The organism is Olsenella sp. CU969 (assembly GCF_905219715.1).
Classification (GTDB): domain Bacteria; phylum Actinomycetota; class Coriobacteriia; order Coriobacteriales; family Atopobiaceae; genus Granulimonas; species Granulimonas faecalis.
On the sequence record NZ_CAJMXC010000003.1, the window covers coordinates 36,455 to 58,517 of the forward strand.

Below are 22,063 nucleotides of genomic sequence, written 5' to 3' on the forward strand. Positions count from 1 at the left end.
GCCATCAGCGAACGAGGCCCGCCTCCAGANCGCGCTTACCGCCAANCACCACGTCGGACGCGGCCCCCTTGAGGTGCAGGCNGAGNAACGCNGAGTTCTTGGACTTGCTCTCGAAGTACTCGGGGGTGACGGTGACGGCGGCCTCGGGGTCGATGAGGGTGAGGTCCGCGGCGGCGCCGGCCTCCACGGCCACGGGCGCGAGGCGCAGGATGCGGCGGGGCGCCACGGCCAGCACCTCGACGAGGCGCTGCCAGGTGACGGTGCCGCGGTCCACGAGGTAGGTGAGCATGAGCGGGAGCGTGGTCTCGAGCCCGACGGTGCCGAAGTAGGCGATCTCGAACTCGCAGTCCTTCTCGTGGGCGGCGTGGGGGGCGTGGTCGGACACGACGCAGTCGATGGAGCCGTCGGCGAGGCCGGCCACGAGGGCCTCGGCGTCGTCGCGGGTGCGCAGCGGCGGGTTGACCTTGAGGTTGGTGTTGTAGGAGTCGGTGATGTTCTCCTCGGTGAGGAAGAGGTGGTGCGGGGTGACCTCGCAGGTCACGGGCAGGCCCTCCGCCTTGGCGGCGCGAACGAGGTCGAGGGAGCGGGCCGTGGAGATGTGGGCCACGTGGAGCGGGCAGCCGGTGAGGCGGCAGAGCTCGATGTCGCGCATGACCTCGAGCTCCTCGCCCAGNGCCGGCCAGCCGAACATGCCGAGGCGGGTGCTGGNGCGCCCCTCGTTGACGACGCCGTTGGCGGTGAGCGACTCGTCCTCGCAGTGGGCGATGACGGCGCGGTCGAACTGGCTCACGTACTCCATGCAGGTGCGCATCATGCCGGCGGACTGGACGCCGTGGCCGTCGTCGGAGAAGCCGCACGCGCCCTCCATGACCATGTCGCCGATCTCGGCCAGGGACTCGCCGTCCTCGCCGCGGGTGAGCGCGCCGATGGNGTGGACGCGGGTGAGGCCGGCGTCGGCGCCGCGGTCGATCTGGTAGCGCACGGCCGTGCCGGTGTCGGTCACCGGGTCGGTGTTGGGCATCGTGGCCACGTCGGTGAAGCCGCCGTGGGTCGCGGCGCNCACACCGGACGCGATGTCCTCCTTGTACTCGAAACCGGGGTCGCGGAAGTGCACGTGCATGTCAACCAGGCCGGGGACGAGCACCTTGCCGGCGCAGTCCACGACCTCGCAGCCCTCGGGGGCGTCCNCGGCCTCGGACACCTCGGCGATGAGCCCGCCGTCGACCAGCACGTCCATGACCCCGTCGATCCCCACCTGGGGGTCGATGACGCGGGCACCCTTAAGCAACATCATTGTCGTCTCCTCCGAGCAGCAGGTACATGGCGGCCATGCGGGTGCAGACACCGGCATTGACCTGGTTCAGGATCTTGGAGTTGGGGGCGTCGGCCACCTCGGGCATGATCTCCATGCCGCGGTTCATGGGGCCGGGGTGGCACACGATGGCGCCCTCCTTCATGCGGGCGTGCCGCGCGAGGTCGAGGCCGTAGAGGCGGTTGTACTCGCGGCGGCTCGGGATGGCGGCGCCGCCCATGCGCTCCAGCTGGACGCGGAGCATGTAGACGACGTCCATCTCCTCGATGACCTCGTCGAGGGAGCTCGTCTGCTCGACGCCGTAGTAAGCGGGGTCGACGACCTGGAACGTGGGCGGGCCCACGAGGGTGACCTCGGCGCCCATGGTCTTGAGGGCGGGCACGAGGGAGCCGCACACGCGGCNGTGGAGCAGGTCGCCNACGATGGCGACCTTGAGGCCGTCGAGGTGGCCGAAGTGCTCGCGGATGGTGTAGAGGTCGAGCATGGCCTGGGTGGGGTGCTGGTGCTTGCNGTCGCCGGCATTGATGACGCGGGCGTCGGTGTTCTCGGTGATGAGGTGCGGGGTGCCGGCGAACTTGGCGCNGCAGANGANCATGTCGNCGTTCATGGCGTCGATGGTCTGGATGGTGTCGGCCAGGGACTCGCCCTTGACCACCGAGGAGGTGGAGCCGCCCATGTTGAGGGCGTCGGCGGAGAGGCGCTTCTCGGCCAGCTCGAAGGAGCTGCGGGTGCGCGTGGAGGGCTCGAGGAAGAGGTTCACGATGGTGCGGCCGCGCAGGGCCGGGACTTTCTTGATGGATCGGCTGTTGACCTCGTCGAAGGAGCGGGCGACATCGAGGATCTGCGTGATGTCGTCGGCGGTGAGAGAGGTCGTGTCGATCAGGTTGCGAACGGAAAGCATCAGGCCGCACCTCCGGGCTTCTTCTCGGTCTCCACGTCCCAGATCTCCACGGCCACGTGGTCGTCGAGGGGCTCCAGGCACACGCGCACGTCCTCGTCGCGGGAGGAGGGCACGTTCTTGCACACGTAGTCGGCGCGAATGGGCAGCTCGCGGTGGCCGCGGTCGACCATCACAGCGAGCTGGATGGTGGCCGGGCGGCCGAAGTCCATGAGCGCGTCGAGGGCCGAGCGCACCGTGCGCCCGGTGTAGAGGACGTCGTCGACGAGGATGATGTCCTTGCCGTCGACGTTGAAGGGGATCTCGGTCTTGTGGAGCACCGGCGCGAGGCGCCTCGTGACGTCGTCTCGGTAGAAGCTGATGTCCAGGAGGCCCACCTGCGGGCGGGTGCCCTCGATGGCCTCGATCTGATCGGCGAGCTTGCGCGCGATCGTGGCGCCGNGGCGCACGATGCCGACGAGGGCGATGGTGTCGGCCCCCTCGTTACGCTCGAGGATCTCATGGGCGATGCGCGTGATCGCGCGGTCCATGGTGGCCTCGTCCATGATGGTGGCCTTGGGCTTCGTCTGCTCCATCTGGCTCCTTTCACAAAAAAGACGCTCCGGCCGATGCGGCAGGGCGTCCGTGCGAAGGCGGGCCAGATGTGGCCTTGATATGTTCTATCGCCTTGACGGCATCCCGTACCGCTCTTAAAGGTCTTGGACACTGTACCCGAAGGCAAGGAAAAGAACAAGGGAGTTTCCCACATCCCCGAAAGATCACGGCTGCGCGCGCGACCACGACTCGGGGCCGAAGCTCTTGAGGTAGCCGATGAGGTGGCCCAGGCGCAGGGCCTTCTTGGGATTGGGGTCCACGAGGGCCTGGTGGATGAGGCCGTCGAGAAAGCCGTCGGGCTGCCCTGGCCCCGCCACGACGGTCTCGAAGAGCGGGTCCTCCCTCACCTTCCCCAGCCAGGCGATGCGCTCACCCTTGGGAACGTCGCTCATCTGCTCGGTGATGCGGGCGACCTCGTCCATGATGGCACGGCCGTAGACGNCGCNGAGGGCCCGGCGGCTNTCGGGGGTGTCGAGGCCGTGCTCCTGCTGGTGGAGCTGGAGGGCGGCCACGCGGCGCTCGCTCNCGAGGAAGGTGCCCTCGGTGAAGGTGAGGTTCCGCTCGGCGCGGATGTGCTTCTCGAAACGGTAGGCNCNTCGGTCCACCACGACGACCTTGCGGGCGCGCTCCATCATCTCGAGCNCGAAGAAGAAGTCCTCCGAGTAGTGGCGACGCCCCACCTCGAACCGGGCCTCCCCCACCATGGAGCGGCGNAAGAACTTGGTGAACACGAAGTCGATGAGCCTGCCCACGCCCAACGGCAGCATGAGGCGGTCGACCTCGTCGCCCTCGTAGACGCCGGCTGGCGCGCGAAGCTCCTCGGAGAAGGCGACGTTGCCNCGGTGGTTGAAGTAGTCCTCGACGACCCCCTCGACCACGACGTCGGGGTCCTCCGCCGCGACGGCCTCCGCGGCCACCGAGAGGTAGTCGGGCTCCGGGTGGTCCTCGGCGTCGGGGAAGGCCACGTAGCGCCCTCGGGCGAGGTCGAGACCGCGGTTGCGCGACGCGGCGAGGCCCAGGTTGGCGTTGTTGTGGACCATGCGGATCCGGGGGTCCCGGCCCGCTGCCCTGAGGGCGCGGAGCACAGAGCGGTCCTCCGCCGCGTCGTCGACGATGATGAGCTCCCAGTCGTCGAACTGCTGCGCGCGAAGGGCCTCGACCGCCTCCCCCACGTAGGACTCGACGTCGAAGAGGCACATCACCAGTGAGAAGAGCGGGGCGGCGTCCATGGGCCTCCTCGGCGGGGGTCGGGGTCAGGGAGAGGGGCGCCGCGCCGGCTGTCGCAGCGCGGCGCCCCTCTCCCATGGTAGCTAGAGCACGTGCACGTCGTCACGGGTGAAGTCGACGAACGCGCTCTCCCCCACCTCGTAGACCTTGTGGTTCTTGGGGTTGAAGTCGGTCACCTTGACGACGGTGCCCCCGACCTTGACGTGGNAGTTGTGGTAGTTGCCCATGAAGCGCGAGAGGACGACCTCGCAGGGCAGGACGCCCTCGTCGGCCACCTTGGCGGCCTCGGGGCGCAGCACGAGGGTGCAGGCGTCGCCGTCGCCCAGATGCTCGATGTTGGCGATGGGCACGCGGTGCCCCTCGACCTCGGCCACGCCGTGCTGGCCGTCGTGCTCCACGATGGCGCCGTGGAGGAAGTTGGACTCGCCGATGAAGTCGGCGACGAACTCGTTCGCGGGGCGGTAGTAGACCGTATGCGGGTCGCCCATCTGCTCCACGACGCCCTTCTTCATGATGATGATGTTGTCAGAGAGCGCCATGGCCTCGGACTGGTCGTGGGTGACGTAGACGGCCGTGATGCCGGCCTCCTGCTGGATGCGGCGAATCTCGTTGCGCATGTCCACACGCAGCTTGGCGTCGAGGTTGGAGAGCGGCTCGTCGAAGAGCAGGACGCCGGGCTCCAGGACCAGGGCGCGCGCCAGGGCCACACGCTGCTGCTGGCCGCCGGAGAGCTGGTTGGTCATGCGGTCCTCCATGCCCTCGAGGCCCACGAGCCCGAGGATGTTGACCACCTTCTTGCGGATCTCGTCCTTGGGGACCTTGCGCAGCTTGAGGCCGTAGGCCACGTTGTCGAAGATGTTGTAGTGCGGCAGCAGGGCGTAGCTCTGGAACACCATGGCGGTGTCGCGCCTGTTGGGGGTGAGCTCGTTGATGGGCTCGCCGCCGAGGTAGATCTCGCCCTCGTTGGGGGACTCGAAGCCGGCGATCATGCGGAGGATCGTNGTCTTGCCGCAGCCCGACGGGCCGAGCAGCGTGACGAACTCTCCGGGCTCGATGGACAGGCTCACGTCGTGCACGGCGTAGAAGTCCTTGCCGGTCTTGGGGTCCTGGTAGATCTTGGAGATGTGGTCGAGGCGAACGCCCTTCTTCTCTTTTGCCATGGNCTAGAGCTCCTCCACTTGGCGGCTGTCTTCGAGGTAGTCCTTCTTGATGGTCTCGGGGAGTTCGTCGTCTGTCGCCTTGGCNTAGCGGCTCGTTNCGAAGTGCCTGATGGCGANGTTCATCAGCAGCACNGAGCCGTAGGTGATGGCGATGAGGATCGTCGCGAACGCGCACGCGATGCCGTAGGCGCCCTTCTCGGCGAACTCGTTGATCTGCACCGTGATGAGCAGTACCGACGGCGTGACGAGCAGGATGATGGCCGAGATGGCGGTGATGGAGCGCACGAAGGCCGTCACGAGGCCGGAGAGGAACGACTCCTTGATGAGCGGCAGGGTCACGGTGCGGAACACGGTGAAACTGTCGGCGCCCATGTCGTAGGCCGACTCCTCGATGGACTTGTCGATCAGGCGCAGGGCCGAGATGCCCGAGCGCGTGCCGGTGGGCAGGGAGCGGANGATGAACACGATGACGAGGATGGCGGCCGTGCCGTAGAGGCCCTGCATAACGCCGGTGCCGAAGATGCNGCCGGAGAAGCCGCGGATGTAGCCGACGCCGAGGACGGTGCCGGGGACGGCCATGGCGAGCATGGAGACCGCCTCGATGAAGCCCTTGGTCTTGAAGTCGCGCTTCACCACGAGGTACGAGATGATCATGGACAGGATGGCCGTGACGGGCGCCGCGATCAGCGACAGGGCGAAGGAGTCCACGAAGGCGTCGAGGCCGTGGTAGTGCGTGAAGAGCTGGATGAACCACTTCGGTGTGAGCGTGAAGTCGTAGCCCCAGGTGTTGAACAGGGCGCCGAACGGCACGCAGAGGTACATGACCACGACGAACACGGCCATGGCGCTGCAGAGGACCGTGAGGGGCACGGTGACGGAGCGGTCGGCGATGAGCATGCGCCCGCGGCTCGCCTTGCCGGAGAGGGTGGCCGTGCTCTTGGCCTCCAGGACGTACTTCTGCACGGCGAACATCACGAGGGTGATGCAGAGGAGCACGACGGCCATGGCCGCGGCGCCCTGCTTGTCGTAGGCACCGGTGATCTGTAGGTAGATGGTGGTGGCCAGCGTGTCGTAGGAACCGCCGATGATCATGGGGTTGGCGAAGTCGGCGATGGACTCGATGAAGGTGACGAGGAACGCGTTGCCGAGGCCCGGGGCGATGAGGGGCAACGTGACGCTCGTGAAGACCTTCCAGCGGCTGGCGCCCATGTCGCGGGCCGCCTCCTCGAGGGAGGGGTCGATGTTCATGAGCAGGCCCTTGAGCATCATGTAACACACGGGGAAGAACGTCAGCGACTGGACGACGAAGATGCCCCAGAAGCCGTAGACGCTGTTGTCGTAGATGCCCAGCAGGTAGCGGGTGATGATGCCCGACTTGCCGAACAGCATGATGATGGAGAGCGAGAGCACGAACGGCGGGCTCACCACGGGGAGCATGGACACGAGCGAGAAGAGCCCGCGCATGAACCTCGTCTTGAGCTGCACGTAGACCTCCACATAGGCGAACAGGAGGCCGNCGAGGGCGCTCACGACACCCACGAGGAAGCCAACGGAAAGCGTGTTGGTGATGGCCGTCGTGAACGAGGGCATCTGGAAGATGCGCGCGAACACGTCGAGCGTGAAGCCGCCGCCGGAGATGAACGAGTCAACCAGCAGCATGGCGAGCGGGTNGAGGATGAACAGGGTGAGGAACGCGATGAGCACCACGATGGTGGTGATGAGGATGGGGTCGCCCAGCAGTTTCTTGCGGTCGAGCGCCTTTCCTTGGTCTTGGGCCATGGGCACCTGCCATTCAGGATTTATCATGCAGTCTGCATTCAGCAAAAGAGGTACCGGGCGAGCCTGGGGCCGCCCGGTACCTTGCGATGTCGAACTCTAGATGGGAACCGACAGCGGTTGCCGAGCCGGATGGGGCGAGGGGCTACTCGGTCTGGAAGCGCTCGGCGTCGCCGCCGCCGAGGGCCGTCATGACCTCCTCGACGTAGCGCTCGGTGTTGTTCTGGGCGTCCTCGAAGTCGTACTCCATGACGTTGTCCGGGTCGAGGCCGTACTCGGTGGCGATCTNGGGCTGCTTGGCGTTGTCNAGCACCAGGAACTGGTAGGCCTTGGCCTCGGCGGCACGCTCGACGCAGTCGGGCGAGAGAGCGTACTCGATCCAGAGCTTCGCGGCGTTGGGGTGCTTGCAGCCCTTGAAGATAGCCGTGGCGCCGACCTCGTAGGAGGCTCCGGAGGACGGGATCACGAGGCCGATGTTGCCGTAGCCGTTGTCCACGATCTGCATGATGCCGTCATGCAGGAAGCCGATGCCCACGGTGCACTCGCCGGTGCCAACGTTCTTNGAGGGACCGGAGCCCGACTTGGTGTAGACGTGGATGTTCTTGTCGAGGTCCACGAGGTACTTGATGCCCTCGTCGTGGCCCTTCTTCTGAATCATGGTGTTGATGACGAGCTTGGCCGTACCGGCGGTGTTGTAGTTGGACAGCCAGATGAGGTCCTTGTACTTGGGGTCGAGCAGGTCGTCCCAATCCTTGGGCTCGTCGATCTTGAGGCGCTCGAGCTCGTCCTTGTTGACCATGAAGCCCAGGATGCCCTTGTAGATGCCGTACCACTGGCCGTCAGGGTCGCGGTAGGTGTCGGAGATGAGATGGCTGGCGTTCTGGGCCTCGTAGGGCTCGAGCAGGCCCTTGGTGACCGCCACGTTGTAGGGGTCGGTGGTGCCGCCGAACCAGACGTNGGCGGAGGGGTTGCCGTTCTCCTCCTCGATCTTGGCCTGAACCTCGCCCGTAGACAGGCGCTGGAACTGGACGTCGAGGCCGAAGAGCTCCTTGAAGTGGTCGACGCAGGCCTGGACGTGCTCCTCCTCGCAGGAGCCGTAGACGATGAGCTCGCCCTCCTCCTTGGCGGCGTCGATGAGCTCCTGGGGGNCGTTGACGNTGTTCTCGCTGGTGTCGGCCTCGGCCTGACCCGTGTCGCCGCCGCTGCAGCCGACGAGGCNGAGCCCGGCCGCCGCGATGGCGGAGCCACCGATGAAACCCCTGCGTGAGATGTTGCGCATTTCGGTTCCTTCCCTAGAAGACCACGTTGACGCGCGCCGCTGGACGGCGTTTGGTATGTCTTCTTTTTTAGGGCCGAACCAAGTATTTCAGTTTGGGAAAACAGAGGGACTTCCCCCGACGGCGTCAATGACTCGGTGAGGAGATAGGCAGTGGACTAATTCAGCTCCGTGTGCTAATCCCCGGCAGCCTCGTGGTCCATGCGGCCGAGCAGGCGGTCCAGGGCCCTGGCGTCGAGGCGCACCGCGCCGGCCGCCAGGGCGGCGAGGTAGCGGCCGTCGGTGGCCGCACGCAGCCACGGGTGTTCGACNCCGAGCCAGGCCCTGAACGAGCGGGCGCGGGCGCGGCCCCGCCTGCGGTCGCGGTCGTAGACGAGCATCACGTTGTAGTGCGTGTTCACGAGGAGGCGGGCGCGGAGCCTGAGGTACTCGGCGGCCTCGGGCGTCGTCGACGGGTNGGCGAGGCGCCCCTCCACGANCCGGCACACCTCCCTCACCACGCGGTCGTGGTCGTCGAAGCGCCGCACGTACCCCTCGGCGGCGACGCTCTGGGACGCGTTGCCCACGAGGTACCGGTAGACCTCGATGTCGAGCAGGGTGACGGTCTCCGCGCGGGCCGTGGCCTCCACGACGAGCTGCGTGTCGACGTAGAACGTGTGCTCCAGGAGCCTCACGCCNCAGGCGCGGAGGAAGTCCGTGCGCNCCGACACGGTGTGGATCGAGACGCAGTTGGTGCGGGCGGCCTCGGCCGACACCGAGGCGAAGGGCACCTCGCGACCGGNGGGCATACCCGCCGGCAGGGGCCTGAGCTCGGTGGACCCGGTCCCCATGTGGACGTCGCGGCGCACGTCGACCACGATGTCCGNCGAGATGNCGGGCAGGAGGTCGAGCTCGGCGGCCAGGCCGTCGGGATCCACCCAGTCGTCGGCGTCCACCACGCGGAAGTAGCGGCCCCGGGCCGCATCGAGACCGGCATTCACCGCGGAGCCGTGGCCGCCGTTCTCCTTGGAGACGAGGCGGAAGACGNCTGGGTGCGCCTCCACGAAGCGCCTCGCGACATCGGCGGTGCCGTCGGTGGAGCCGTCGTCCACGACGACGACCTCGAGGGCCGCCGTCAGCCGGGGGTCCGAGAGGCTCTCGAGGCCCCGGGCGATGAGCCCCTCCACGTTGTAGCTGGGCATGGCTATGGTGAGCTGCTTCTCCACGTCGCCCCTCCCTACCGCTTCTGCTGGATCCGCCCGAAGGCCCCGGAGGCCGCGCCCCTCGCCACGCCCACGGCGTGTCCGAGGGCGAGGGCCAGGCCGACGTCCCGCGTGCGGAGCACCGAGAGCGCCGCGTTGGTGGCCAGGCTCTCGTCGGAGTAGGCCACGGGCACGAGGCGGTCGAACAGCGGGTCCGAGAAGACCTGCGACACCCAGTCCCTGCGCCCGGCGGCGTCGAGGCTCGAGCGCGGGTCGCAGGCCCGCATGAGCGCGGACACGATGTAGCGGCCGTACAGCACGCCCACGAGGCGGCGCGTCTCCGTGCCGTCGAGGCCGTGCTCGCAGAGGTAGCGGTAGAGCCTGGCCACACGGCGGCGGTGGATGTCGTAGTAGGTGTCGTCCCATCGCGACGTGAGCGACCCGCTCGGCCGCTTGAAGTAGCGGTACGCGGCGCACGGGACCACGGCCACGCGGCGGGCCCGCTCGAACATCTCGATGGAGAAGAAGAAGTCCTCGGAGAGGCTCGTGCCCTCCTCGAAGCGCAGGTCCCCCACGAGGTCCATGCGAAAGAACTTGCAGTTGACGTAGCCGACGAGGGTCTTGACCTCGAGGGGGAGCACGGCGCGGGCCACGGCCGGGCCCTCGAGGCGCGCCCCGTCGGGAACGATGGGCCGCTCCCGCTCGACGGCGCCGTCGGCGCGCTCGTAGACCTCGGTCAGACCCTCGACGACGANGTCGGGGTCGAAGGCGGCCACGGCGTCCGCGGCGGCGCNNAGGAAGTCGCGNCCCACGGTGTCGTCCGGGTCCGGGAAGGCNACGTAGCACCCCCGGGCGGCCNCGAGGCCGGTGTTGCGGGCGCCGGAGAGCCCGCGGNTCTCCCCGTGGCGCACCACGCGCACGCGGGGGTCGTCCCCCGCGGCGGCCAGGGCCGCGTCGAGGGAGCCGTCCGGCGAGGCGTCGTCGACGAGGACGAGCTCGAAGTCGTCGAACGGCTGGGCGAGCACCGCCGTCACGGCGCGGGCCACGGTGGCCTCCACGCCGTAGAGGCACATGACGAGCGAGAAGAGGGGCCTCTCCCCCGCCGCCGCCATCAGGAGCTCCCGANTGCCTTGTNGGCGTNGCAGACCTCCTGGCACGGGCCGATCATGCGCTGCTGGCCCTTCTCGATCCAACAGACGCGGTCGCAGATGCGCTCCACGAGCTCGATGGAGTGGCTCACGAGGAGCACGGTAACGTTGTTGGACTCCACGAGCTCCTGGATGCGGCGCTCGCACTTCTGCTGGAAGAGGAAATCCCCCACGGAGAGGGTCTCGTCGACGATGAGGATGTCGGGCTCCGTGATCGTGGCGATGGCGAAGGCGATGCGGGCCACCATGCCGCTGGAGTAGTTCTTGAGCGGCATGTCCATGAAGTCGCGAAGCTCGGCGAAGTCGACGATCTCGTCGAGGTGGGAGTCGATGAACTCGCGGGTGTAGCCGAGGAGCGCGCCGTTGAGGTAGATGTTCTCGCGGGCCGTGAGGTCCATGTCGAAGCCCGCGCCGAGCTCGATAAGCGGGGCGATGGAGCCCGTCACGGCCACGTGGCCCTCGCTGGCCTCGAGGACCCCGGCGATGACCTTGAGCATGGTGGACTTGCCCGAGCCGTTGGTGCCCACGAGGCCGAAGGCCTCACCCTTGCGCACCTGGAAGCTGATGTGGTTGAGGGCGCGGAACTCCTTGAAGAACAGCTCGCGGCGGACGAGGGAGATGAAGTACTCCTTAAGGGAGTTGAGCTGCTCGGAGGCCATGTTGAAGACCACCGAGACGTCGTCGACGTCGATGCAGACGGGCGCATCCGCGACGATGTCGGCGTGGTCGTCGCCGAACAGGTGGTCGAAGCCCTCGGAGGGCGTTTGGGTGGCGTTCAAGGCTGCTCCTAGATGTACAGGATGAACTTGTGCTCGTTCTTACGGAACACGAGGTACCCAACGGCCAGGGCGATGAGGGCCATGACGAGGCACGCCGCGTTGGCCCGGAGGCTCGGGGCCTGCTGGTAGAGCAGGAAGGTCCTGAAGTAGTCGATGTACTGGTACATGGGGTTGAAACGCATGAGGTGCTGGAGGTACTCCGGCAGGATGTCCATGGTGTAGAAGATGGGTGTGAGATAGGTCCACGCCGTGAGGACGACCGACCAGAGGTGGATGACGTCGCGGAAGAACACGGCGAGCGTGGCCAGGAAGAGTCCGAGGCCGATGCAGAAGAGCAGGATGTAGGTCAGGAACGGGACGATGAACAGGATGTTCCAGGAAAGCGGGATCCGCGCCCACACCATGACGAAGGCAACGGCGATGAGCGAGAGGCCGAAGTTCACGAGGGAGAACAGCACCTTCTGCACGGGGAAGACGATGCGGTTGATCTTCACCTTCTTGAGCAGCGGCGCGGCGTTGATGATGGACCACATGCCGTCGTTGGTGGCCGCGCTCATGAGGCTGAAGGTGATGTTGCCGATGATGAGGTAGACGGNGTAGATCTCGGGCGGCATGTTGTCGCCGCGCATGAAGTGCGTGAACACGACGCTCATGACGACCATNATGAGCAGTGGGTTGAGGACCNACCACGCCACGCCGAGGACGCTCCGGCGGTACTTGAGCTTGAAGTCCTTGCTCACCAGCTCGCGTAGGATGGACCAGTCGCGTTTGATGCCCGTGTTCCACGTGGCGACGGCCTTGGCGCCGTCCGTGGAGACCTTGGTCTGCTTTGACACGCTACTCCTTCGGGGAAGGTGGGAAACCGCAGCTCAAAGGCCCGAATGGACCTCTGCGTGCGAGAATGACTCTAACACAGGTTCACAGGGGGCCACACAAGCCATAGAGGCACGGTTCCGCACCATGAAAAAAGGCCCCTCGCGGGACCTTGGAGATATCTGGCTCCTCGGGTAGGGCTCGAACCTACAACAGCGCGGTTAACAGCCGCGTGCTCTACCATTGAGCTACCGAGGAATCGGGTGCGCCTTGGCACGAGCAAAGAATATACGCGCACTCCGCCGCGGGCGCAAGGGCGAATCCGGAAAAACCGGGCGCGAAAACGATCCGTAACGGGAGACGCCCCGGCACCTCCCGCCTTNTGGGACGCGAGGTGCCGGGGCGCACGATGCGNAGATGGTTCCCACCTGCGGTTTTTCCGGACCTTACTCCTCCATGTAGTCCTTGAGCTTGCCGGAGCGGCTGGGGTGGCGGAGCTTGGCCAGGGTCTTGGACTCGATCTGACGGATGCGTTCTCTGGTGACGCCGAACTCGCGGCCCACCTCCTCGAGGGTCCGGGGATGACCGTCCTCGAGGCCGAAGCGCAGCTTGATGACCTTGCGCTCGCGGNCCGCGAGGCCGTCGAGCACCTGCTCGAGCTGCTCACGGAGCATGGAGTCGCTGGCCGCCTCGGGGGGCGCCACGGCGCCGGCGTCCTCGATGAAGTCGCCGAGCTGGGAGTCCTCCTCCTCGCCGATGGGGGTCTCNAGGGAGACGGGCTCCTGGCTGATCTTCTGGATCTCGCGCACGCGCTCCGCGCTCATGCCCATCTCGGCGCCGATCTCTTCCGGGGTGGGGTCGCGGCCGAGGTCCTGGAGCAGGGTGCGCTGGATGCGCACGAGCTTGTTGATGGTCTCGACCATGTGCACCGGGATACGGATGGTGCGGGCCTGGTCGGCGATGGCGCGGGTGATGGCCTGGCGGATCCACCAGGTGGCGTAGGTGGAGAACTTGAAGCCCTTGGTGTAGTCGAACTTCTCGACGGCGCGGATGAGGCCGAGGTTGCCCTCCTGGATCAGGTCGAGGAAGAGCATGCCGCGGCCCACGTAGCGCTTGGCGATGGAGACGACGAGACGCAGGTTGGCGCTGATGAGCTGCTGCTTGGCCTCGAGCCCCATCTGCNCGATGCGCATGAGGCGGCGCTGCTCGGCGCGGGTGAGGTCGAGCTCGCCGGCCGAGAAGGCCTCGAGCTTCTCGGTGGCCTCGGTGCCGGCCTCGATCTTCATGGCCAGGTGCACCTCGTCGGCGGCGGAGAGGAGGTCGACCTTGCCGATCTCCTTGAGGTACATGCGCACCGGGTCGCCGGTGAGCATGATGGCCGAGGAGTNGGTGCNGCGCTTCTTGGTGCGGCGCTTGCGCTTGGCCGGGGCCTTGGGCTCCTTCACGGCCACGGGCTTGGCGTCGTCGTCGACGGGCGAGTCGTCATCCTCGTCGTCGTGGACCTTGTCGATGTCGGAGTCGATGTCCTCGTCGTCGAGGTCTTCCTCCACCACAACGCCGTCGGGCACGGTCTCGGCCTCGGAGACGATCTCGACGCCGCCGGAGCGGAGCGCCGTGTAGAGGTCGTTGAGCTCGGCATCGTCGACGTCGATGTCGCTCAGGGCCACCTGGATGTCGTCCTCGGAGACGCTGCCGCCCGATTTCTTGGAGGCCTTCACCAGGCCTGCACGGACCGACTCGAGCTCGTCGGAGAGAACGGGGCTTTTCTGGGATTTCTTGGCTGCCAATGGTCTCCCTTCGCATGGGCATACTGTGCAATAGTCTACCCGAACGCCTGAGTGACNACGGGAACTACNAGCTAGTGGCTGCCGGCGAGGGACTCCTTGAGGGCGGCCTCGCGGGCCCCGAGGTCCACGACCTCCTGCATGAGGGAGCGCACGTCGTCGTCGGGGCCCGGCGAGGCGAGGCGCGCCTGGAGGGCGCGGGACCTCCTCCTCAGCGAGAAGAGCTCCACGTTGTCCACGAGGAAGGCGGCCTTGGACTCCGCGGGGGCGCTCGACACGACGTCGATGGAGGCGCCGGAGAGCAGCGCCGGCGCCTCGGGGACGGCCTCGGTGGCCGCCCGGGCGGCGTCGGCGGGCGTGCTCCCGGGCGGCAGCCCGAGGACGGCCCACGCCACGGCCTCGTGGCGTGGGTCGGACCACGTGGTCGAGGCGATGCGGGCGGCCTGCTCGCCGAACGCGCCGGGATGGGCGACCATGGCGCCGAGGAGCTCGCGCTCCGCCCGGGCCTCGAGGTCCGAGGCGGGATCGCGCACAGGCTCCCCCCAGCTCGACCAGGGTCCCTCCCCCGCCCCGGGTTCCGGCTCGGGCTCGTAGACGTCCCGGTAGCGGTCGTACGCGTCGGGGGGCGCGGCCGGGGCCTGCGCCTGCCTCCGGCCGCGGGCGCCGTCGTCGTCCTGGGGGACCTCGGCGGCCCGGATGCGGCGCAGGGCCTCCTCGGGGCTCGTCCCCAGGGCGTCGGCCACGCGCCGGGCGTAGCCGTCGATGAGGATGGAGTCCTTGAGCGGGGCGAGGATGGAGGCCACGTCCTCCATGGCGCGCACGCGCCGCCCGGGGCCCATGGACCCGGCGCCGTCGAGGTGGCGCTCGAGCACGACGTCGATGAGCGGCCGGGCCTCGGCCAGGCGGTCGCGCAGGGCGTCGGCGCCGTGGGCGGCCACGTACTCCGCGGGGTCGGCGTCGTCGGGCAGCGTGACGCAGAGGAGGTCGGCCTCGGTCTTGTCCACGAACCGCACGGTCTTGTCCGCCGCCCGCTGGCCGGCGGCGTCGCCGTCGAGCATGACTACGACGCGCTTGGGCTTGAGGCGGTTGATGAGCTTGATGTGGTCGAGCGTGAGGGCGGTGCCCAGGACGGCGGCCACGTTGGTGAAGCCTGCCTCGTGGAGCGCGATGGTGTCGGTGTAGCCCTCGACGACGACGAGCTCCCCCGTGGCCACCGCCGACTCCTTGGCGCGGTCGAAGGCGAAGAGGTGCTTGGACTTGTGCCACACGGGCGAGTCCTTGGAGTTGATGTACTTGGGCTTGGCGTCGCCCATGATGCGGCCGCCCATGCCGATGGCGCGGNCNGNCTNGTCGTGGATGGGGAACATCACGCGGTCGTAGAAGCGGTCGGCCAGGCGCCCCGACCGCTGGACGGCGAGGTCGGCGGCCAGCATCTCCTGGGAGGTGAACCCGAGCGAGCCGAGATGGCGCACGAGCTCGCCGTGGCNGGGGGCGTAGCCGAGGCCCCACCGCCGGCACACGGCCGAGCCCATGCCGCGGCCGGCGCAGTAGGCGCGGGCGGCGTCCTGGGCCTTGCCGCGGACGCGCAGGAGCTGGTTGGCGTAGAAGTCCTCGGCCGCCTGGAGGCAGAGGTGCAGCCGGTTCCGGGCCGGACCCCTCCGGGCCTGGCCCGTCTCGTGGAGCTCGATGCCCGCACGGTCGGCCAGGTACCGGATGGAGTCAGGGAAGTCGAGTCCCTCGCGCTTCTGGACGTAGTTGAAGACGTCACCGCCCTCGCCGCAACCGAAGCAGTACCAGAAGCCGGTGTCCGCCTTGACGTGAAACGACGGCGACTTCTCGTGGTGGAAGGGGCAGCAGCCCCAGAAGTCCCCCGACGAGCGCTCGCGCAGCTGGACGGTCTCCCCCACCAGGGACACGAAATCGGTGGCCTCGCGCACGCGCTCGCGCTCGTCGTCGCCGATCATGCCCCTCCTTNCCGGGNGTCCNNTCAGCGGGGGCNNTCCAACCTAACCNNCNCCTCCCCGAGGCGGCGGNGCACCTGCTCGATGTTGCCGAGGACGACGGACCTGAGGTCCCCGACGTCCCCGAACCTCCGCGACGCCCTGAGCTCCTCGGTGAGCATGACCTCTACGGCGGCGCCGTAGAGGTCGCCGGAGAAGCCCACGAGCGCGCACTCGAGTAAGGGGCCGGAGGCGCCCTCCCCGCCGTCGGCGAAGGTGGGCGGCAGCCCGGCGTTGACGGCGGCAGGCCACGCGAGGCCGTCGACGACGACGTAGCCGCCGAAGACGCCCGAGGCCGGAGCCACCGACCCCGCGGGGCACACCACGTTGGCCGTGGGGAAGCCGAAGGACGTGCCCTCGCCCCGGCCGTGGACGACCGTCCCGTGGGAGAAATGATACCGCGTGAGGAGCCTGCGGGCCTCCTGCACGTCGCCCGCGGCCACGTCCCGCCGGATGCGGGTGGCGCTCACCGGCGAGCCGTCGAGGGCCAGGAGCCGGTGGCCGAAGACGTCGACGCCGGCCCCCGCGCCCCACGCCGCGAGGCGGGCGACGGTGCCCTCGCCGCCGGCCCCGAGCCTGAAGCCCTCGCCGACGTGCACCGAGGCGAGGCCGAGGGTCGCGGCGAGCCCGTCCATGAAACGACGGTAGTCGAGCGAGGCCACGGCGGCCGTGAAGTCGAGGACGAGGATTCCGTCGACGCCGGTGGACCAGAGCATACGGAGGCGGTCGTCGCGGGAGAGGAGCGCAGGCTGGGGCTCCGGCCCGAGGATGCCGGAGGGGTCCGGGTCGAACGTGACGGCCACGAGCGGCAGCCCTCGGGANGCGGCGTCCCGCCGGGCGCGGTCCAGGAGCTGGCGGTGGCCGGCGTGCATGCCGTCGAAGGCTCCGATGGCCGCGACGCACGGAGAGCCGGGGCACCCGTGGAGCACGCCGCCGTCGACGGGGACGCCCCGGGGCACGACGACGCCCCACGCGAGGGAGCGGGCGAGCTCGCCGGCGTCAGCGGAGCCCACCGCGCACCCCCTCTACGCCCTTGACGAGGTTCATCTTGGAGGCGAGGGAGCGGCCCCGGCGCTCCCACACGCCGTGGAGACGTCCGCCGTGCACGAGGGCGACCTCTTCGGCGTCGGTGGCGGCGGCCAGCCGCCTCCCGCACGCCGCGTCGGCGAGCTCCCGGTCGGAGAGCTCGCGCACCGGGAGGCCGAGGACCGCCGCGGGGTCGAGCGCCCGCGCACGGACGGCGTCGACGCCGCCGGCAGCGAGCTCCTCGAGGGTGAGGCAGTCGGCGAGGCCCACGGGGCCGGACGCCGTGCGGCGCAGGGAGCAGACGTGGGCCCAGCAGCCTACGTCGCGGCCGAGGTCGCGCGCTATGGAGCGGATGTAGCANCCCTTGGAGACNTCGAGGGAGACGTCCCAGGAGACCACGCCGTCGTAGAGGGAGGTGCCGAGCAGCTCGGCCCGGAGGATGGAGACGGGCCTGGGGTCGAGCTCCACGGCCTCCCCCGCCCGCGCCGCGGCGTAGGAGCGCCGGCCGTCCTTGGACACGGCGGAGAAGGCCGGCGGCACCTGCATGGCGTCGCCGGGCATGGAGGCCACGACCGCGGCGGCCACCACGGGGTCGGCGAGGCGTGCCGGCGCCTTGGCCACGCGGACCGGCGCCCCCTCGGCGTCGTCGGTCGTGGTCTCGCAGCCGAACCGGAACGTGGACTTGTAGGCCTTGGTCGCAAGCGTAAGGATGCCGAGGAGGCGCGTGGCCTGCCCGACGCCCAGGACGAGGACGCCCGAGGCGTCGGGGTCCAGGGTCCCGCCGTGGCCCACCCTGCGCTCGTGGAGGGCGCGGCGGCAGGCGTCCACGACGTCGTGGCTCGTCATGCCCCGGGGCTTGTCCACGGCGAACAGGCAGTCCACCGCGCTCTCCCGGCGCCTCACCGGGCGCCCCCGCAGGGCGGGCAGCCCGAGACGACCTCCCTGAGGAGCGGGAACACCTGGGCGAACACGTCGTCGATGGTGCCGTCGGCGGAGAAGCCGGCGGCCGCACNGNGCCCGCCGCCGCCCATGGCCCTCGCCACGGCGGAGACGTCCACGTCGCCCTTGGCCCGCAGGTTGCCGCGCACGACGCCCGGGGTCGGCGACTCCTTGAGGAAGAGCGCGGCCTCGGCGCCCCGGATGGAGCGCACGCTGTCGATGAGGCCGTCGCACTCGTCGTCCTCGGCCCCGGTGTGGNCGAGGTCGGCCCGGGTGGCGTAGCTGTAGGCGATGCGACCGCAGTCGAGGGTGACGATGCGGCCCATGACGANGGACTCGAGGTGGAGGTACGGGAGCCTGAAGCTCTGGTAGACATTGNGGGAGACCCACGACGGGTCGGCGCCGGCGTCCACGAGGAGCGACGCCNCCTTGAACGCCTCGGGGTCGGCGTTCTGGTACTGGAACCGGCCGGTGTCGGTCTGCACGGCGCAGAAGAGGTCGTTGGCCATGGCGGGCGTGAGCTCCACGCCCGCGAAGAGCGCGAACTCCGTCACGAGGACACCGGTCGCCGCGGCCTCCGTCCGTGTGAGGTGCGGCGTGCCGAAGGGCTCGTCGGCCGGGTGGTGGTCGATGNCGGCGACGGCCCGCGATNGCTCCATGACCGCCCGGGCGTGGTTGAGCCGGGAGGGCGTGGGGAGGTCGANGGCGATGAAGAGGTCGGGGTCGCCCCTGTAGGCCGAGGCGGCCACGAACGTGTCGGAGCCCGGCAGGAACCGGTAGGTCGAGGGCACGGGGCCGTCGTCGGCCAGCAGGCAGGTGACCTCCCGACCCTCGCCCCAGCGGNCGCGGACGACCTCGNCCATGGCGAGCACGGACCCCACGGCGTCGCCGTCGGGCCTCGTGTGTGCGCAGAGGACGATGGTCCGGGCCCCCNCGACGAGGGCCGCGATCGAGGCGAAGTCCCTGCGCTGGGCCTCGCCGATGGCGATTGGACAGGCCATGGCCAAGCCTCAGCCCCTCTCGTCGCCGGGCTCGCCCGCGCCCTCGGGCGCCACGGGGTAGCCGTCCTCGTCCTTCTCCACGGAAAGGGTGGGCGGCACGTTCTCGAGGGCGCGGGTGATGCGCTCGGCCTCGTCGGTGGAGGTGTCGATGCGAAAGTCAAGCTCGGGCGTCACGCGCCAGCCGAGCGCGCGGCCCAGGAGTGAGCGGATGCGGCCGCGGGCGCGGGTGAGGGCCGCGAGGACGTCCTCGTAGCGGTCCGCGTCGCAGGAGNCGTAGGCGCGCAGGAAGCTCTTGTCGATGGAGACCTCGCAGCCCGTGAGGGTCAGCTGCTGGAGCGCGGGGTCGCTCACGTCGAACAGGAGGATGTGGGCGAGCTTCTCGCGCGCCTGCTCGTTGATGCGCCGGGAGTTCTTGTTCTGTTTCATNGTCAGNCTCCTTGAGGGTCGATGCGCGGGGCCCCGCCAGTGGCAAGGGGCCCCGCGCANCGGTCCCGGGCGATACGGCCGGCGGCAGCCTACTCGGTGCGGGCCACCTGGACGATCTTGTAGCCCTCGATGAGGTCGCCGGGATGGATGTCCTGGTAGTTCTCGAGGCCGATGCCGCACTCGTAACCGGCCTTGACGCTCTTGACNTCGTCCTTGTAGCGGCGCAGNGAGGCCATNTTGCCGTCGAAGACCACGATGCCGTTGCGGGTGAGGCGCACGGAGTCGTCGCGCGAGATCTCGCCCTCGGTCACCATGCAGCCGGCGGCGATGCCGACCTTGGGCACCTTGAAGGTGTCACGGACCTCGGCGACGCCGGTCTGGACCTCCTCCTCCGTGGGCTTGAGCATGCCCACACGGGCGGCGTCGATGTCCTCGATGGCCTTATAGATGACCTGGTAGCACTTGATCTGGACATTGTCGCGCTCGGCCGCGGCGCGGGCCTTGGCCTCCGGGCGCACGCCGAAGCCGATGATGATGGCGTTGGAGGCGTCGGCGAGGATGACGTCGGTCTCGGAGATGGCACCCACGGCGCTGTGGATGATGTTGATGCGGACCTCGGACTGGTCCATCTTGCCCAAGGCGTCGGAGAGGGCCTCGATGGAGCCCTGGACGTCGGCCTTGACCACGAGGTTGAGCTCCTTGACCTCGGCGTCCTCCATGGTGTCGAAGAGGTTCTCGAGGGTGACGTGCTTGACCTTGTTCTGCTCCTCGATACGGGCCTTGAGGGAGCGGGACTCGGCGAGGTCGCGGGCGTCGCGCTCGTCCTGGAAGACGCGGAACTCGTCGCCGGCGGCGGGCACCGAGGACAGGCCCAGGATCTCCACCGGGTCGGACGGGCCGGCCTCGGTGACGGGCTGGCCGTTCTGGCCGAGCATGGCGCGGACGCGGCCGTAGCTCATGCCGGCGACCAGGGCGTCGCCCACGTGGAGNGTGCCGCGGTTGACCAGCAGCGTGGCCACCGAGCCNCGGCCGCGGTCGAGCTTGGCCTCGAGGACGTAGCCGGAGGCGAAGGNGTTGGGGTTGGCCTTGAGCTCGAGGACGTCGGCTNGGAGCNGGANGGTCTNGAGCAGCTCGTCGATGCCCATGTTCTTCTTGGCGGAGATGTTGACGANCATGNTCTCGCCGCNCCACTCCTCGGGGATGACGCCGTACTCGGTGAGCTCCNGGNGCACGCGNTCGGGGTTGGCGTCGTCGCGGTCGATCNTGTTGACGGCCACGACGATGGGCACGCCGGCGGCCTTGGCGTGGTTGATCGACTCGATGGTCTGGGGCATGACGCCGTCGTCGGCGGCCACGACCAGGACCACGATGTCGGTCACCNTGGCGCCGNNGGCGNGCATGGCGGTGAAGGTCTCATGGCCGGGGGTGTCGACGAAGGTGATGGTGCGGCCGTTGATCTTCACCTGGGAGGCGCCGATGTGCTGGGTGATGCCGCCGGCCTCGCCCTCGGCCACGCCGGTGTGGCGGATGGCGTCGAGGNTGGAGGTCTTGCCGTGGTCGACGTGGCCCATGACGGTGACCACGGGGGCGCGCGGCAGGAGGTCGGCCGGGTCGTCGTAGAACGTGAAGGAGTTCTCCTCCTCCTTGGTCATGACCTTGACCTCGCGGCCCAGGTCGTCGGCCACGAGCTCGATGAGCTCGTCGGANATCGACTGGGTCATGGTGAGCGGGGTGCCGAGCAGGAAGAGGCGCTTGACGATGTCGGAGGCCGGGATGTCGAGGAGGTCGGCGAGCTCGGCCACGGTGGCGCCCTGCGGCACCTTCACGACGTCGAGCTTGGAGATGTCCTGGTCGTTGGCCAGGGCCTCCTGGATGGCCTGCTCCTTGGCCGCCTGGGCGGCCTGGGCCTTCCTGTGCTCCTTGCNCTTCTTGCGGCGGCCGGTGGACTCGCGGCTGGNCTCCTCGACGGAGGCGCGGGCGTCCTCGAGGACGCGCTCGCGGTTGTACTCCTCGGCGGAGCGGGCCATGCGGCTGTAGCGGTCCTCGTCGGGGCCCTCGNGGCCGTGGTGGCGCTTGTTGTGCCGGTTGGAGGCCGCGGCCTTCTCCGGCGAGGGGGCCACGTCCATGGCGGCCGGCCCGCGACGGTCCTGACGGCCGCCGCCGCGGCGCTCCTGGGGGCGCGAGGCGCGCTTGGCCTTGTCCTCCTCGNGGCGCTTGGCCTCCTCCTCCTTCTTCTGCTTGAGCACCTCCTCCTGCTGGGCGATCTGCTCCAGCAGGCTGGTGAACTTGGGCATGCTCTTGGGCGCGGTGTCCTTCACGCGGTTGCGCTCGGCCTCCTCGGCGCGGCGGCGCTCCTCCTCGGCGGCCTTGGCCTCCTCGGCGNCGCGGCNGGCCTCCTCCTCGGCGCGGCGGCGCTCCTCCTCGGCGCGCTCGCGCTGGCGGNGCTCCTCGACCTCGNGGCGGGCGGNCTCCTCGGCGGCGCGNCGGGCCTCCTCCTCTGCCCTACGGGCGGCCTCCTCGGCCTCCTGGGCGGCGCGGAGCTCCTNCTCGCGGGCCTTGAGCTGGGGGGCGAGCTTCTTGCGCACCATGGAGACGTAGGCGTCCTCNAGGGNCGACGACGCGGACTNCGCCGGANTCTTCATGTCCTTGAGATGGGAGAGCATCTCCTTGCTCGTGNTGCNGNACTNCTTGGCGANTTNGCTGACGCGCGTCTTTGCCATGCA

17 protein-coding genes, 1 tRNA gene and 1 pseudogene are annotated in these 22,063 nt (G+C 69.0%); all 19 read right to left on the reverse strand.

All coding sequences use genetic code 11. The annotated features are described in order from the left end of the window. Nucleotides 1-4 precede the first annotated feature (4 nt). Nucleotides 5-1,294: a dihydroorotase gene (locus JX283_RS00750; RefSeq protein WP_204828882.1), complete on the reverse strand. Its 1,290-nt coding sequence runs from the start codon at nucleotides 1,292-1,294 to the stop codon at nucleotides 5-7. Further along, nucleotides 1,281-2,213, reverse strand: coding sequence for an aspartate carbamoyltransferase catalytic subunit (locus JX283_RS00755; protein ID WP_204828883.1), 933 nt, complete (start codon nucleotides 2,211-2,213; stop codon nucleotides 1,281-1,283). The genes JX283_RS00750 and JX283_RS00755 overlap by 14 nt, the downstream gene beginning before the upstream one ends. Continuing rightward, a complete protein-coding gene (gene pyrR, locus JX283_RS00760; RefSeq protein ID WP_204828884.1) occupies nucleotides 2,213-2,785 on the reverse strand; it encodes a bifunctional pyr operon transcriptional regulator/uracil phosphoribosyltransferase PyrR in 573 nt (190 codons plus the stop codon). Before pyrR ends, JX283_RS00755 begins: the two co-directional genes overlap by 1 nt. 183 nt (nucleotides 2,786-2,968) lie before the next feature. Next, complete coding sequence (locus tag JX283_RS00765) at nucleotides 2,969-4,033, reverse strand: glycosyltransferase family 2 protein (protein ID WP_204828885.1); 1,065 nt, start codon at nucleotides 4,031-4,033, stop codon at nucleotides 2,969-2,971. An 81-nt stretch (nucleotides 4,034-4,114) separates the two neighbouring features. Then, nucleotides 4,115-5,191, reverse strand: coding sequence for an ABC transporter ATP-binding protein (locus JX283_RS00770; protein WP_204828886.1), 1,077 nt, complete (start codon nucleotides 5,189-5,191; stop codon nucleotides 4,115-4,117). Between the two features lie 3 nt (nucleotides 5,192-5,194). Beyond that, nucleotides 5,195-6,970: an iron ABC transporter permease gene (locus JX283_RS00775; protein ID WP_204828887.1), complete on the reverse strand. Its 1,776-nt coding sequence runs from the start codon at nucleotides 6,968-6,970 to the stop codon at nucleotides 5,195-5,197. Between the two features lie 142 nt (nucleotides 6,971-7,112). Next, on the reverse strand, nucleotides 7,113-8,246 hold the full coding sequence (locus JX283_RS00780; RefSeq protein WP_204828888.1) for an extracellular solute-binding protein: 1,134 nt from the start codon (nucleotides 8,244-8,246) through the stop codon (nucleotides 7,113-7,115). A gap of 173 nt (nucleotides 8,247-8,419) precedes the next feature. Continuing rightward, nucleotides 8,420-9,448: a glycosyltransferase family 2 protein gene (locus JX283_RS00785; RefSeq protein ID WP_204828889.1), complete on the reverse strand. Its 1,029-nt coding sequence runs from the start codon at nucleotides 9,446-9,448 to the stop codon at nucleotides 8,420-8,422. A gap of 11 nt (nucleotides 9,449-9,459) precedes the next feature. Further along, complete coding sequence (locus JX283_RS00790; protein ID WP_204828890.1) at nucleotides 9,460-10,536, reverse strand: glycosyltransferase family 2 protein; 1,077 nt, start codon at nucleotides 10,534-10,536, stop codon at nucleotides 9,460-9,462. Further along, a complete protein-coding gene (locus JX283_RS00795) occupies nucleotides 10,536-11,351 on the reverse strand; it encodes an ABC transporter ATP-binding protein (protein WP_370583381.1) in 816 nt (271 codons plus the stop codon). The genes JX283_RS00790 and JX283_RS00795 overlap by 1 nt, the downstream gene beginning before the upstream one ends. 8 nt (nucleotides 11,352-11,359) lie before the next feature. Further along, complete coding sequence (locus JX283_RS00800; protein ID WP_204828891.1) at nucleotides 11,360-12,187, reverse strand: ABC transporter permease; 828 nt, start codon at nucleotides 12,185-12,187, stop codon at nucleotides 11,360-11,362. A gap of 160 nt (nucleotides 12,188-12,347) precedes the next feature. Next, nucleotides 12,348-12,422 (reverse strand) — tRNA-Asn (locus tag JX283_RS00805). A 188-nt stretch (nucleotides 12,423-12,610) separates the two neighbouring features. Beyond that, on the reverse strand, nucleotides 12,611-13,951 hold the full coding sequence (gene rpoD, locus JX283_RS00810; RefSeq protein WP_204828892.1) for an RNA polymerase sigma factor RpoD: 1,341 nt from the start codon (nucleotides 13,949-13,951) through the stop codon (nucleotides 12,611-12,613). Between the two features lie 71 nt (nucleotides 13,952-14,022). Beyond that, nucleotides 14,023-15,912, reverse strand: a complete 1,890-nt coding sequence (dnaG, locus tag JX283_RS00815) for a DNA primase (RefSeq protein ID WP_204828893.1) — start codon at nucleotides 15,910-15,912, stop codon at nucleotides 14,023-14,025. Between the two features lie 23 nt (nucleotides 15,913-15,935). Continuing rightward, the gene (locus tag JX283_RS00820) at nucleotides 15,936-16,961 is read right to left on the reverse strand and encodes a riboflavin kinase (protein WP_204828894.1); all 1,026 of its coding nucleotides are present in this window, start codon (nucleotides 16,959-16,961) and stop codon (nucleotides 15,936-15,938) included. Beyond that, the gene (gene truB, locus JX283_RS00825; protein ID WP_204828895.1) at nucleotides 16,948-17,877 is read right to left on the reverse strand and encodes a tRNA pseudouridine(55) synthase TruB; all 930 of its coding nucleotides are present in this window, start codon (nucleotides 17,875-17,877) and stop codon (nucleotides 16,948-16,950) included. The genes JX283_RS00820 and truB overlap by 14 nt, the downstream gene beginning before the upstream one ends. After that, the gene (locus tag JX283_RS00830; protein WP_204828896.1) at nucleotides 17,874-18,914 is read right to left on the reverse strand and encodes a bifunctional oligoribonuclease/PAP phosphatase NrnA; all 1,041 of its coding nucleotides are present in this window, start codon (nucleotides 18,912-18,914) and stop codon (nucleotides 17,874-17,876) included. Before JX283_RS00830 ends, truB begins: the two co-directional genes overlap by 4 nt. Nucleotides 18,915-18,923: 9 nt before the next feature. Continuing rightward, nucleotides 18,924-19,340 (reverse strand): 30S ribosome-binding factor RbfA, encoded by a 417-nt coding sequence (gene rbfA, locus JX283_RS00835; RefSeq protein WP_204828897.1) that lies wholly within the window; start codon nucleotides 19,338-19,340, stop codon nucleotides 18,924-18,926. An 89-nt stretch (nucleotides 19,341-19,429) separates the two neighbouring features. After that, nucleotides 19,430-22,060: pseudogene (gene infB / locus JX283_RS00840) on the reverse strand (translation initiation factor IF-2). Nucleotides 22,061-22,063: the final 3 nt, after the last annotated feature.